Origin of the sequence: Pseudomonas sp. BF-R-26 (genome assembly GCF_019947395.1) — a bacterium.
Taxonomy (GTDB): Bacteria; Pseudomonadota; Gammaproteobacteria; order Pseudomonadales; family Pseudomonadaceae; genus Aquipseudomonas; species Aquipseudomonas farris.
On sequence record NZ_JAGYGK010000020.1, the window covers coordinates 56,796 to 69,658 of the forward strand.

Annotated in this window: 10 protein-coding genes and 4 tRNA genes; 6 read left to right on the top strand and 8 right to left on the bottom strand. The window is 59.0% G+C overall.

Annotation, left to right across the window (positions count from 1 at the left end):
* Positions 1-35: 35 nt before the first annotated feature.
* Both KGB18_RS26015 and KGB18_RS26020 read left to right on the top strand, forming a co-directional pair.
* The gene (locus KGB18_RS26015) at positions 36-1,334 is read left to right on the top strand and encodes an NAD(P)/FAD-dependent oxidoreductase (RefSeq protein WP_123721409.1); all 1,299 of its coding nucleotides are present in this window, start codon (positions 36-38) and stop codon (positions 1,332-1,334) included.
* A 339-nt stretch (positions 1,335-1,673) separates the two neighbouring features.
* On the top strand, positions 1,674-2,069 hold the full coding sequence (locus KGB18_RS26020) for a hypothetical protein (protein WP_052967618.1): 396 nt from the start codon (positions 1,674-1,676) through the stop codon (positions 2,067-2,069).
* Positions 2,070-2,174: 105 nt separating this feature from the next.
* Here the strand turns inward: KGB18_RS26020 and KGB18_RS26025 are convergent.
* From KGB18_RS26025 to rluD, 7 genes are all read right to left on the bottom strand, one after another.
* Positions 2,175-2,251, bottom strand: a tRNA-Pro gene (locus tag KGB18_RS26025).
* Between the two features lie 95 nt (positions 2,252-2,346).
* Positions 2,347-2,422: transfer RNA gene (locus tag KGB18_RS26030), tRNA-Lys, on the bottom strand.
* 5 nt (positions 2,423-2,427) lie between these two features.
* Positions 2,428-2,504: transfer RNA gene (locus KGB18_RS26035), tRNA-Pro, on the bottom strand.
* Between the two features lie 9 nt (positions 2,505-2,513).
* Positions 2,514-2,589: transfer RNA gene (locus KGB18_RS26040), tRNA-Asn, on the bottom strand.
* 299 nt (positions 2,590-2,888) lie between these two features.
* Positions 2,889-5,453 carry an ATP-dependent chaperone ClpB gene (clpB, locus tag KGB18_RS26045; RefSeq protein WP_123721408.1) on the bottom strand — a complete coding sequence of 855 codons (2,565 nt, stop codon included), beginning with the start codon at positions 5,451-5,453 and terminating at the stop codon, positions 2,889-2,891.
* Positions 5,454-5,582: 129 nt separating this feature from the next.
* Positions 5,583-6,308: a peptidoglycan editing factor PgeF gene (gene pgeF / locus KGB18_RS26050; protein WP_223570723.1), complete on the bottom strand. Its 726-nt coding sequence runs from the start codon at positions 6,306-6,308 to the stop codon at positions 5,583-5,585.
* Entirely contained in the window at positions 6,305-7,267 is a 963-nt protein-coding gene (rluD, locus tag KGB18_RS26055; RefSeq protein WP_007901932.1) for a 23S rRNA pseudouridine(1911/1915/1917) synthase RluD, read from the bottom strand. Before rluD ends, pgeF begins: the two co-directional genes overlap by 4 nt.
* 151 nt (positions 7,268-7,418) lie before the next feature.
* Between rluD and KGB18_RS26060 the strand changes: the two genes are divergently transcribed.
* The 4 genes from KGB18_RS26060 to KGB18_RS26075 all read left to right on the top strand — a co-directional run bounded on the left by KGB18_RS26060 (position 7,419) and on the right by KGB18_RS26075 (position 11,734).
* Positions 7,419-8,441: an outer membrane protein assembly factor BamD gene (locus KGB18_RS26060; RefSeq protein WP_123721406.1), complete on the top strand. Its 1,023-nt coding sequence runs from the start codon at positions 7,419-7,421 to the stop codon at positions 8,439-8,441.
* Positions 8,442-8,578: 137 nt separating this feature from the next.
* A complete protein-coding gene (locus KGB18_RS26065) occupies positions 8,579-8,812 on the top strand; it encodes a PP0621 family protein (protein ID WP_123721405.1) in 234 nt (77 codons plus the stop codon).
* Complete coding sequence (locus tag KGB18_RS26070) at positions 8,802-10,391, top strand: sensor histidine kinase (RefSeq protein WP_123721404.1); 1,590 nt, start codon at positions 8,802-8,804, stop codon at positions 10,389-10,391. Before KGB18_RS26065 ends, KGB18_RS26070 begins: the two co-directional genes overlap by 11 nt.
* Before the next feature lie 2 nt (positions 10,392-10,393).
* Positions 10,394-11,734 carry a sigma-54-dependent transcriptional regulator gene (locus KGB18_RS26075; RefSeq protein WP_123721403.1) on the top strand — a complete coding sequence of 447 codons (1,341 nt, stop codon included), beginning with the start codon at positions 10,394-10,396 and terminating at the stop codon, positions 11,732-11,734.
* A 19-nt stretch (positions 11,735-11,753) separates the two neighbouring features.
* Here KGB18_RS26075 and thiO read toward each other — a convergent pair whose 3' ends face one another.
* Positions 11,754-12,854, bottom strand: coding sequence for a glycine oxidase ThiO (gene thiO / locus KGB18_RS26080; RefSeq protein ID WP_123721402.1), 1,101 nt, complete (start codon positions 12,852-12,854; stop codon positions 11,754-11,756).
* Between the last annotated feature and the right edge of the window lie 9 nt (positions 12,855-12,863).

Sequence of the window (12,863 nt, forward strand, 5' to 3'; positions counted from 1 at the left end):
TGCACCGATTTCTTTTAGCCTTGCGAGATATCCCCATGACTCATCGTATTGTCATCGTTGGCGGCGGCGCCGGCGGTCTGGAGTTGGCTACCCGTCTGGGTAAGACTCTGGGCAAGCGCGGCACGGCCAGTGTGATGCTGGTCGACGCGAACCTGACCCACATCTGGAAACCGCTGTTGCACGAAGTGGCGGCAGGTTCCCTGAACTCTTCCGAAGACGAACTCAACTATGTTGCCCAGGCAAAATGGAACCACTTCGAGTTCCAGCTGGGGCGCATGAGCGGACTCGATCGCGCACAGAAGAAAATCCAGCTGGCCGCCACCTACGACGAGGCCGGTCTGGAACTGGTGCCGGCGCGCGAAGTGCCTTACGACTCGCTGGTGATTGCCGTCGGCAGCACCACCAACGATTTCGGCACGCAGGGCGCGGCGCAACACTGCCTGTTCCTCGACACCCGCAAACAGGCCGAGCGCTTCCATCAACAACTGCTCAATCACTACCTGCGCGCCCATGCCGGGCAGAGCGATAAAGTCGAGCAAATTAGCGTAGCGATCGTCGGCGCCGGTGCCACCGGGGTCGAACTGGCAGCGGAACTGCACAACGCCGCCCATGAACTCGCGGCCTACGGCCTGGACCGGATCAAACCGGAAAACATGCACATCACCTTGATCGAAGCCGGGCCACGGGTACTGCCAGCCCTGCCGGAACGAATCGGCGGGCCTGTGCATAAGACCCTGGAGAAACTCGGGGTCAACGTCATGACCAATGCTGCAGTCAGCGAAGTGACGACAGACAGCCTGATTACCGCCGATGGCAAAGTGATCAACGCCAGCCTCAAAGTATGGGCCGCCGGAATTCGTGCGCCGGGTTTCCTCAAGGACATCGATGGCCTGGAAACCAACCGCATCAATCAGCTGCAAGTGTTGCCGACTCTGCAAACCACCCGCGACGAGAACATCTTCGCCTTCGGTGACTGTGCGGCCTGCCCACAACCAGGCACTGATCGCAATGTGCCGCCGCGCGCCCAGGCTGCGCACCAGCAAGCTTCGTTGCTGGCCAAATCGCTGAAACTGCGGATCGAAGGCAAAGCCCTGCCGGAGTACAAGTACACCGACTACGGCTCGCTGATTTCGCTGTCGCGTTTTTCGGCTGTGGGTAACTTGATGGGCAACCTCACCGGCAGCGTGATGCTTGAGGGCTGGCTGGCGCGGATGTTTTACGTGTCGCTGTATCGCATGCACCAGATGGCGTTGTATGGCGCGTTCCGCACGGCGATGTTGATGCTGGGCAGCAAGATTGGGCGCGGGACTGAGCCTCGGCTGAAGCTGCACTAAATACTCGGCGTCTGTCAGGGCCTCATCGCGGGCAAGCCACGCTCCCACAGGTTATGTGTCGGATTCAGATTCCATGGTCGGCACATAACCTGTGGGAGCGTGGCTTGCCCGCGATGCAGGCGCCTCGGTCCAACCTGCGAACACTTGTGTGTCTCACTGTATCTCCCCCACTGATTCCATCCCTTCGCTTACAAAGCCCCCCCTTGCGCGACACAGTAGCGATACACCACGCCCGCTAAATGGCCACACCCGAGCAAGGCACTGCCTGCTTCGGTCATCGCCGCATTCACGTGGCGTCCTTTATCGAGCGGTTGTGTTGTGCAACCCAGGAGATTTGTAATGTCCCGTACTCTCAGCAAAAACACCGTTGGCCTGCTCGGCGCTGTCCTGGCCGGAGGCATGATGTTGTCCGGTTCTGTCTTCGCTTCGCAGCCGCTGACTCAGGGCTACCTGCTGGCCTCGGCGGAACAGGTCGTGAAGACGCCTGAAGGTAAATGTGGCGAAGGCAAGTGCGGTGACGCCTCGATGGCCAAGACTGACACCGATGATGACGGCAAGGTATCCCGCGCGGAATTTTTGAAAGTGGCGCCCAAGGCTGACTTCGACAAGATCGACACCAACCATGACGGCCAGATCGACGAACAAGAGGCTTTTGATAACGTAAAAGCCAACTACGAAACCAATGGCAAAAAAATGCCGAAGGGCTTGTTCGAGCACCTGAAAGACAATAGCTAAGTCTCTGAAGACCAAGCCCTGCTTTTCCAACGAGAAGCAGGGCTTTTTTGCATTTGCAGCAGACAAAAAAAATCCCCGTATCTTTCGATACGAGGATTTTTAATATGGTCGGGGTAAGGGGATTCGAACTCCTGACATCCTGCTCCCAAAGCAGGCGCGCTACCGGACTGCGCTATACCCCGGTAAAAAAAAGGCACCTTTGAAAGGCGCCTTCTTCGATCAGCGCTTTTGGCCTCTGATCTTAAGATTCGATTCCAGCGCTAACTGGTTTCAAAAATGGTGGGTCGTGTGGGATTCGAACCTACGACCAATTGGTTAAAAGCCAACTGCTCTACCAACTGAGCTAACGACCCAAAAATGGTCGGGGTAAGGGGATTCGAACTCCTGACATCCTGCTCCCAAAGCAGGCGCGCTACCGGACTGCGCTATACCCCGGTTTGAAATTGGCTCCGTGACCAGGACTCGAACCTGGGACCCAATGATTAACAGTCATTTGCTCTACCGACTGAGCTATCACGGAACTACATATTTCAATTTACAACTGTGAAGCTTGCTTCACCTCTTCGACCCGTTCGCATCGCTGCGTTCGTGTGTCTGAGGCGCGCTATTCTACAATCTTAAGCACCTCTGTCAACCCCCTAAATTGCTTTCAAGTTAATGATTTGCAACTTATTTCAGATTCCTGCTTGGGGAGCAGAAACCCTTCAGGGCGACTTACTGCGGGGCGCACTTTACAAGCCTTTTCCTTTGAGTTCAACAGCCTGGCGAAAAAAAGGCCTCGCAATGCGAGGCCTTCTTTTATTGCACTGCCGCCGAGCGTCAGACGAAAACGATTTCGTCGTTTTCCACGACACCTTTGGCGGTATCGCCAGGCATGAATCGACCCGACAGAATCAACTGTGCCAACGGGTTCTCGATCCAGCGCTGGATCGCCCGTTTGAGCGGTCGTGCGCCGTACACCGGGTCGTAACCGACAGCGATCAGCTTATCCATCGCTTCCGGACTCAGCTCAAGCTTCAGCTCGCGTTCGGTCAGGCGACTACGCAGGCGACCCAACTGGATCTCGGTAATACCGGCGATCTGATCCCGAGCCAGCGGTTCGAAAATCACCACTTCGTCGACCCGGTTGATGAACTCCGGCCGGAAGTGCGTGGAAATCGCATCCATCACAGCCGCGCGCTGCGCTTCGCGATCACCCACCAGTTCCTGAATCTGCACCGATCCGAGGTTGGAGGTCATGACGATCACGGTGTTTTTGAAATCCACCGTGCGGCCATGGCTGTCGGTCAAACGGCCATCTTCGAGCACTTGCAGCAAAATGTTGAACACGTCCGGGTGGGCCTTCTCGACCTCGTCCAGGAGGATCACCGAATAAGGCTTGCGACGCACCGCCTCGGTCAGGTAACCGCCCTCTTCATAGCCCACGTAACCCGGTGGCGCGCCGATCAGTCGAGCCACGGAATGTTTCTCCATGAACTCGGACATGTCGATCCGCACCATCGCCTCTTCGGTATCGAACAGGAACTCGGCCAGCGCCTTGCACAACTCGGTTTTACCGACACCGGTCGGGCCGAGGAACATGAACGAACCGCTCGGGCGATTCGGGTCGGACAACCCGGCGCGGGAACGCCGCACGGCGTTGGAAACGGCGATCACTGCTTCGTCCTGACCGATCACACGTTGGTGCAACAGGCTTTCCATCTTCATCAGTTTTTCGCGCTCGCCCTCGAGCATTTTCGACACTGGGATGCCGGTCCACTTCGACACGACTTCGGCGATCTCTTCCTCAGTCACCTTGCTGCGCAGCAACTGGTTTTCGCTTTTACCGTGCTGATCGACCATTTGCAGGCTGCGCTCCAGGTCCGGGATCACCCCGTATTGCAACTCGGCCATGCGGTTCAAGTCGCCCTTACGGCGCGCGGCTTCCAGTTCCTGACGGGACTGTTCGATCTTCTGCTGGATCTGCGCCGAACCCTGGACCTCGGCTTTTTCCGAGTTCCAGATTTCTTCGAGGTCCGAGTACTCACGCTCGTGACGAACGATTTCTTCCTGCAGTTTTTCCAGACGTTTCTTCGCCGCGTCGTCGCTTTCTTTCTTCAGTGCCTGGGATTCCACCTTCAGCTGAATCAGACGACGTTCCAGACGGTCCAGCACTTCCGGCTTGGAGTCGATCTCCATACGGATGCGGCTGGCGGCTTCGTCGATCAGGTCGATGGCTTTGTCCGGCAGCTGACGATCGGTGATGTAGCGATGACTGAGCTTGGCCGCGGCGATGATCGCACCGTCGGTGATCGCCACCTTGTGGTGAACCTCGTAACGCTCTTTCAGGCCACGCAGGATGGCGATGGTGTCTTCTTCGCTCGGCTCGTCCACCAAGACTTTCTGGAAGCGCCGCTCAAGGGCCGCATCCTTCTCTATATATTGGCGGTACTCGTTGAGCGTGGTCGCGCCGACGCAGTGCAGTTCACCACGAGCCAACGCAGGCTTGAGCATGTTGCCCGCATCCATCGAGCCCTCGCCTTTACCGGCGCCAACCATGGTATGCAGTTCGTCGATGAACAGTATGATCTGCCCTTCCTGCTTCGATAGTTCGTTGAGCAGGGATTTAAGGCGTTCTTCGAACTCGCCGCGGTATTTGGCACCGGCAATCAAAGCCCCCATGTCCAGAGACAACAGACGCTTGCCTCTCAGGCCATCCGGCACTTCACCGTTGATGATACGCTGTGCCAGGCCTTCGGCGATGGCGGTTTTACCCACGCCAGGCTCACCGATCAGCACCGGGTTGTTCTTGGTGCGGCGTTGCAGGACCTGAATGGTGCGACGAATTTCGTCGTCACGGCCGATTACCGGATCGAGCTTGCCTTCTTCGGCGCGCTTGGTCAGGTCGATGGTGTATTTATCGAGCGCCTGACGGGATTCTTCGTGGTTGGCATCATTGACTGCCTCACCGCCGCGCAGGTTATTGATCGCGTTTTCCAGGGCTTTCTTGCTCACGCCCTGGCCCAGCAACAATTTGCCGAGCTTGCTGTTCTCGTCCATGGCAGCGAGCAACACCAGTTCGCTGGAGATGAACTGGTCGCCCTTCTGCTGGGCCAGACGATCGGCTTGGTTGAGCAGGCGCGCCAGATCCTGCGACATGTTCACATCGCCGGTCGGATTCTGGATTTTCGGCAGCTGATCGAGGACTTTGGTCAGCTCTTTACGCAGGCTATTGACGTCGAAACCCACCTGCATCAGCAGGGGTTTGATCGAACCACCCTGCTGTTCAAGCATGGCCTGCATCAAATGCGCCGGCTCAATCGCCGGATGATCGAGGCCGACGGCCAGGGATTGGGCGTCGGACAAGGCTAACTGCAACTTGCTGGTTAAACGGTCTATACGCATGGGTCACCTTCCTTTTGAGCAGGCCGGACCTATAAACATCCTGAATGAAGAAACCTGCCAGATACCTCACTAGATGTGGTCGATTCTGGGAGATTCAAGCGCCGTGACGTTGATGCAGATCAGACAAGTCTAGCGTTCGAGCCAGATCAGGGACGCAAACCGACCGGTGCGTGGGCTAAGGCGGTAAGAAAAGAAGCGAGGGTCGGTCACGGTGCAGAAACCGCCACCATAAACAGCGGTAACGCCGCGAGCGGCCAGACGTAAACGCGCCAGCTCATAGATGTCGGCCATGAACTTGCCGGCATTCTGGCTCGGCACGAAGGCTTTGGTGGCTTCAGGCAATTGCTCGACGAAGGTTTCACGCACTTCCGGGCCGACTTCAAAGGCTTGAGGGCCAATGGCCGGGCCGAGCCAGACCAACACGTCTTCGGGCGGTACACCCAGACTGTCGAGGGTCGCTTCCAGCACACCCGCCGCCAACCCGCGCCAACCGGCATGGGCGGCAGCGACGCGGGTGCCGGCGCGGTCGCAAAACAGCGCCGGAAGGCAGTCGGCGGTCATCGCGGTGCAAGCGATACCGGGTGTTGCCGTCCAGCTGGCGTCGGCAGTGGCTACCAAGCTTGGATCCGCTTGAGCCACGACAATGCCGTGAACCTGCTTTAACCACGCCGGATGAATAGAGAAATGATCGGTGAGGCGACGGCGGTTTTCGGCGACAGCTTCGGGGCTGTCGTCGACATGATCGCCCAGGTTGAGGCTGTCGAACGGCGCCAGACTGACGCCGCCCGTACGGGTGGTAACGCAGGCTTTCACCCCGGCAGGCGCAGGCCAGTCGGGAGTCAGCCAGTCACTCATCCGATGAACGCCTCGCGGTCCTGCTTGAGCAGCGACAGCAACCAGACGAAGTCGTCCGGCAGTGGCGATTCCCAGCTCATGCGTTTACCGGTGGTCGGATGGTCCAGCTCCAGGAACCGCGCATGCAGCGCCTGACGCGGGAAATTCTTCAAGGATTCGACCATCGTCACACTGGCGGCCGGCGGAATACGGAAACGACCGCCGTAGGCAGGATCTCCGACCAACGGGTAGTTGATGTGCGCCATATGCACGCGAATCTGGTGCGTACGACCGGTTTCCAGCTTCACCCGCACGTGAGTGTGGGAGCGGAAACGCTCGAGCACGCGGTAATGGCTGACGGCTTGCTTGCCACCTTCCATCACAGCCATGCGCTGGCGTTGCTGGCCATGACGACCGATCGGCGCGTTGATTTTGCCGCCGGCTGTCACCACACCGATCACGATGCACTCGTAGATCCGGCTTACGCTGCGGCTCTGCAATTGCGTGACAAGCTGTGTCTGCGCTTGAATGGTCTTGGCCACCACCATCAGACCGGTGGTGTCCTTGTCCAGGCGATGCACGATACCGGCGCGGGGCACATTGATAATGTCCGGCACGTGGTGCAGCAAGGCGTTGAGCAAGGTGCCGTCAGCGTGACCGGCAGCCGGATGCACCACCAGGCCCGCAGGCTTGTTGATGACCAGGATGTCGTCGTCTTCATAGACGATGTCCAGCTCGATGTCTTGAGCGATCCATTCGCCCTGAGCTTCCTGCTCGGCAGTCAGCTCAAGAATGGCGCCACCGTGAACGATGTCTCGCGGGCGGATAACCGCCCCATCCACAGTCAGGCGGCCGTCTTTGATCCAGGCGGAAAGGCGCGAGCGCGAGTGCTCAGCGAATAATTGTGCGGCGACTTGATCGAGGCGTTGGCCGCCCAATTCGGACGGCACCTCTGCGCGAAGTTCAATTTTATCGGACATGCTCAGACTAGGCGTCGGCACAGCCTTTGGTTTCGGCTGCGCGCTTGTGGTTAAATACGGCGTCTTTTGCCCCGAGGCTTTTCAACGGGGCACTCATCATAACAGGACGGCCCCGCCCAAGACAGCGGCCGTCATAGGGACGCAAGCCGCCATGCAAGTGAAACACCTGCTGCTGATCGCCATCCTCGCATTGACCGCTGCTTGCTCATCGAAGGAAGTCGTAGACGAAAACCTGAGCGAAGTCGAGCTGTACCAGCAGGCTCAGCACGATCTGGACAACAATAGCTACACCGCCGCCACAGCCAAGCTGAAGGCGCTGGAGTCGCGTTATCCGTTCGGTCGCTACGCCGATCAGGCTCAACTCGAGCTCATCTACGCCAACTACAAGAATGCCGAGCCTGAGGCTGCGAAGTCCGCCGCCGAGCGTTTCATTCGTCTGCACCCGCAGCACCCGAACGTGGATTACGCCTACTACCTCAAGGGCCTGACCTCTTTCGACCAGGACGTCGGCCTGCTGGCGCGCTTCCTGCCGCTGGACATGACCAAGCGTGACCCGGGCGCCGCTCGCGACTCCTACAACGAGTTCGCCCAGTTGACCAGCCGCTTCCCGAACAGCCGCTACTCGCCGGACGCCAAGCAGCGCATGATCTATCTGCGCAACCTGCTGGCTTCCTACGAGATTCACGTTGCCGACTATTACCTGACTCGTCAGGCCTATGTCGCCGCCGCGAACCGTGGTCGTTACGTGGTGGAAAACTTCCAGGAAACCCCTTCGGTCGGTGACGGCCTGGCGGTGATGACTGAAGCCTACCAACGTCTGCACCTGGACGAACTGGCCGCGACCACCCTCGAAACCCTGAAGCTCAACTACCCGAACCACCCAAGCCTGGTGGACGGTCAGTTCGTGCCTTCGAAGGACGAAGCCGACAACCGTTCGTGGCTGAGCAAGGCCACCTTGGGCCTGATCGAATCCCGTCCGCCGCTGCCGCCGGGTGAAACCCGCGCCAACCAGGACGTACAGAGGCAGTTCCAGGATGCCAAGGACTCGATTCCGAACGAGCTCAAGCCTAAAGATGAAAACGGCGATGTGATCGAAGAAGAGCAGCACGAGTCCGAAGCCAACAACACCGACCGCTCGTGGTTCAGCTACATGACCTTCGGCGTGTTCGACTGACGCTGGGGTGTTGTGCCGAGAAGGCGCCTTTCGAGGCGCCTTTTTTATTACCGGATTTCAGGGGTGAGCGTATTGCGCTGTGCGCCTGACCCGTCCTTGGCTAAACTGCCAATTCACTACTCAAAAAGCAGCTCACCATGCTTCGTTTATTGTTCTGGATCGCCCTGATTGCCGCTGCGGTATGGTTCTGGCGCAAGTTCAAGAGCCCGGCTTCGGGCACCAACACGCCGCGCGAGCAAGATGCTCCACCCATGGTCCGCTGTGCTCATTGCGGTGTACACCTGCCCCGCGACCGCGCGCTGAGCCTTCAACAACAGTGGTATTGCAGCCAGGCTCACCTTGAGCAAGGCCCGGGTTCCAGTGATCGCTGAGACGTCCAGTCCCGGCAACAAACAGGCCCAGCGATTGCTGCGCCTCTATCACCTCTACCGTTTAAGCATCGGCATCACCTTGGTGCTGTTGATCTCCAGCAACATGGACAACCAGTTGCTGACGTTCGCCAATGATGACTTGCTGCGTAACGGCAGCTGGTTGTACCTGGTGCTGAATATCCTGCTGGTGGTCTTTCAGGGGAACACCCGGCGCCCGGCGCAGTTGTTCAGCCTGGCGCTGGTCGATGTCCTGCTGCTATGCGGCCTGTTCTATGCCGCTGGCGGCATGCCCAGCGCCATCGGCAACCTGTTGATCGTGTCGGTAGTCATCAGCAACACCCTGCTGCGCGGGCGCATCGGCCTGCTGATTGCGGCAGTTGGCGCCCTCGGCATCGTGGGTCTGAGCTTCCTTCTGAGCTTCAGCCACCCCACCACTCCCAACGATTACCTGCAAGTCGGCACTCTCGGCGCCCTGTGTTTTGCCGCAGCATTGTTGGTGCAAGGCTTGATCCGAAGACTGGAAGTCAGCGAAACCCTGGCCGAGCAGCGGGCCAGCGAAGTGCTCAGCCTCGAAGCCCTCAACGCACTGATCCTGCAACGCATGCGCACGGGCATTCTGGTGCTGGACGACCAACGGCATGTGCAACTGGCCAATCACAGCGCCTTGACCTTGCTGGGGCAGGAAAAACTCGATGGCCAGTTGATCGACGACTATTCGATGCCGTTGGTCGAGCGGCTCCAACTGTGGTTCAACAATCCGACTTTGCGCCCACAAAGCCTGAAAATCGCCAGCAATGGCCTTGAGCTGCAACCGAGTTTCATTGCCCTGAACCATAGCCCGCACCACCAGACGCTGGTTTTTCTCGAAGACCTCGCCCAAATCGCCCAACAGGCCCAGCAACTGAAACTCGCCGCCCTCGGTCGCCTGACCGCCGGTATTGCCCATGAGATCCGCAATCCACTGGGTGCCATTAGTCATGCCGCCCAGTTACTGCAGGAATCCGAGGAACTGAACGGCGCGGATCGGCGTCTGACACAGATTATTCAAGACCACTCTCAGCGAATGAATCGGGTAATCGAAAACGTCCTGCAACTGTCTCGTCGCCAGCAAACCGTGCCGCAACGGCTGGATCTACGGCCGTGGCTGGAGCATTTTGTCGCTGAAACCCGCGAAGGGGCGACCGAACGTCAGCAAATTCACCTGCGCATCGGCTCGGGAAACTTCAAAACCCTGATGGACCCGAATCAGCTGACCCAGATTCTCGACAATCTGCTGCGCAACGCCTGGCGCCATAGCGCGCTGAAACACGCTCAGGCTCAAGCCTGGCTTGAGTTGTATCTCGACCCGGAGAGCCAGTTGCCGACCCTTGAAGTCCTGGACGATGGCCCCGGCGTGGCGCCGGAGCAGCGCTCGCACTTGTTCGAACCGTTCTTCACCACCAGCAGCCAGGGTACTGGCCTGGGGCTTTATCTGTCCCGTGAGCTGTGCGAAAGCAATCAGGCCCGCCTAGACTTCAAACCACGCCAAGGCGGCGGCTGCTTTCGCATCACTTTTGCTCACGGACGGAAACAAAGTTGAACATGAGCCCACGGCAAAAAATCCTGATCGTCGACGACGAGCCGGATATTCGCGAACTCCTGGAAATAACCCTGGGACGGATGAAACTCGACACCTTCAGCGCCCGCAATCTCGCAGAAGCGCAAGCACTGCTGGCACGGGAGACATTCGACCTGTGCCTGACCGATATGCGTCTGCCCGACGGCACCGGTCTGGCGCTGGTGCAGCATATCCAGCAGCGCTATGCGCAAGTGCCAGTGGCGATGATCACCGCCTACGGCAGCCTGGAGACGGCAATCAACGCGCTCAAGGCTGGCGCCTTCGACTTTCTGACCAAACCGGTCGACCTCACCCGCCTGCGCGAACTGGTCACCAGCGCGCTGAGTTTGCCTGCGCCAGGCGGCGCCAGCAGTACCATCGACCGTCGCCTGTTGGGCGACTCACTGCCGATGCGCAGCCTGCGCAAACAAATCGACAAACTGGCCCGCAGCCAAGCTCCGGTGTACATCAGCGGCGAGTCCGGCAGCGGCAAGGAGCTGGTCGCCCGATTGATCCATGACCAAGGCCCACGCGCCAGCCGACCATTCGTACCGGTGAACTGCGGGGCTATCCCCTCGGAATTGATGGAAAGCGAATTTTTCGGCCATCGCAAAGGCAGTTTCAGCGGCGCCATCGAAGACAAACCCGGGCTGTTCCAGGCCGCACAGGGCGGCACTTTGTTCCTCGATGAGGTGGCAGACCTGCCGCTGGCGATGCAGGTCAAACTATTGCGGGCCATTCAAGAGAAAGCCGTGCGCAGCATCGGTGGGCAGCAGGAAACCGTGGTCGATGTGCGCATACTCTGCGCCACCCACAAAGACCTCGATACCGAAGTCGCCGCCGAACGCTTTCGCCAGGACTTGTACTATCGTCTGAACGTGATCGAGTTGCGGGTGCCGCCCTTGCGCGAACGCCGCGACGACATTGAGCTTCTAGCCAACAATATGCTCAAGCGACTAGCGACCGGCACTGGCCAACCCGCCGCAAAACTCCACCCGCAAGCCCTCGATGCACTGAAAAGTTATCGGTTTCCAGGGAACGTGCGGGAATTGGAGAACATGCTTGAACGAGCCCACACCTTGTGCGAGAACAAACAGATCGAAGCCAGCGACCTGCGCCTGGCCGAAGGTAACTGCAACTCGGACGGCGACGTGCCGGACCTGACGCAAATCGACAACCTGGAAGCCTATCTGGAAAACGTCGAACGCAAACTCATCCTCCAGGCCCTGGAAGAAACCCGCTGGAACCGCACGGCGGCGGCTCAGCGGTTGAATCTGTCGTTTCGGTCGATGCGTTACAGGCTCAAGAAATTGGGGCTGGATTGAACCGTTAAAAGATCTTCAGTCAGATCCGCCCGACCGGTGCATACGGCGCAGGGTCGATAATCGGTGCCCGCCCCAGCATTACATCCGCAAACAACTGACACGACGCAGGCGCCAACACCAACCCATTGCGGTAATGCCCGCAGTTGAGCCAAAGCCCGTCAAACCCCGGCACCCGACCGATATAGGGAATCCCCTCCGGCGACCCCGGCCGCAACCCGGCCCAATGCCCCACCACTTCGGCATCCGCCAGCGCCGGAATCAACTCCACCGCCGAGGCCTTGAGGCTTTCCAGCGCGGTGTCGGTCGGCGTCTTGTCGAAGCCTTCATGCTCCAGCGTACTGCCGATCAGAATGTGTCCATCGCGCCGAGGAATGGCATAACGCCCCTTGGCCAGGACCATGCTCGGAAGGAAGTCCGCCGCGCACTTGTAAAGAATCATCTGGCCTTTGACCGGCTCGACCGGCAACTCCAGGCCCAGGCTTTTCAGCAAGTCACCGCTCCAGGCCCCGGCCGTCAAAATCACCTGATCACCCGCAATGGCCCCCATCGAAGTCTGAACCCCGACCACCGCAGCGCCTTCACGGATAAACCCGCTGACCTCGCACTGCTCATGAATCGTCACATTCGGCAGCGCCAGCAACGCTGCCTTGAGGGACTTCACCAGCCGTGGATTACGTACATTGGCCACATCGGCCATGTAGATCGCCCGCGAAAAACCGGCGCCCAATACCGGCACCGCATCGTGTGCCGCAGAGATATCCACAGCCCGCAGCGGACGATTTTCCCGTTTGGCCCAGGCGAGCGCTTCGGCTTCGTCATTCAGGTCCAGCCAGTACAACCCGGTGGTGTGCACTTCAGGATCGACACCCGTGGCGGCGAACAAACGTTCTGCCAGCTGTGGATAAAAATCCTGGGACCAATGAGCCAACGCAGTGACCGCCGGGCTGTAACGCCACGGATAGAGGGGCGAGACGATCCCGCCACCGGCCCAGGACGACTCCTGACCGACATTCGAGCGGTCCAGCAGCACGACGCTCTGTACTTCGGACGCGAGATTGAACGCCGTCAGCAGGCCAATCACCCCGCCGCCGACAATCACCACTTGCTGTTGCCTGCTCATGTTCTGATC

Excerpts from the sequence above, each read along its gene's own strand:
- KGB18_RS26065 (WP_123721405.1), top strand. The coding sequence starts at position 8,579 with ATGCTTCGTTTATTGTTCTGGATCGCCCTGATTGCCGCTGCGGTATGG.
- KGB18_RS26015 (WP_123721409.1), top strand. The coding sequence starts at position 36 with ATGACTCATCGTATTGTCATCGTTGGCGGCGGCGCCGGCGGTCTGGAG.
- rluD (WP_007901932.1), bottom strand. The coding sequence starts at position 7,267 with ATGTCCGATAAAATTGAACTTCGCGCAGAGGTGCCGTCCGAATTGGGC.
- KGB18_RS26075 (WP_123721403.1), top strand. The coding sequence starts at position 10,394 with ATGAGCCCACGGCAAAAAATCCTGATCGTCGACGACGAGCCGGATATT.
- thiO (WP_123721402.1), bottom strand. The coding sequence starts at position 12,854 with ATGAGCAGGCAACAGCAAGTGGTGATTGTCGGCGGCGGGGTGATTGGC.
- KGB18_RS26060 (WP_123721406.1), top strand. The coding sequence starts at position 7,419 with ATGCAAGTGAAACACCTGCTGCTGATCGCCATCCTCGCATTGACCGCT.
- pgeF (WP_223570723.1), bottom strand. The coding sequence starts at position 6,308 with ATGAGTGACTGGCTGACTCCCGACTGGCCTGCGCCTGCCGGGGTGAAA.
- clpB (WP_123721408.1), bottom strand. The coding sequence starts at position 5,453 with ATGCGTATAGACCGTTTAACCAGCAAGTTGCAGTTAGCCTTGTCCGAC.
- KGB18_RS26020 (WP_052967618.1), top strand. The coding sequence starts at position 1,674 with ATGTCCCGTACTCTCAGCAAAAACACCGTTGGCCTGCTCGGCGCTGTC.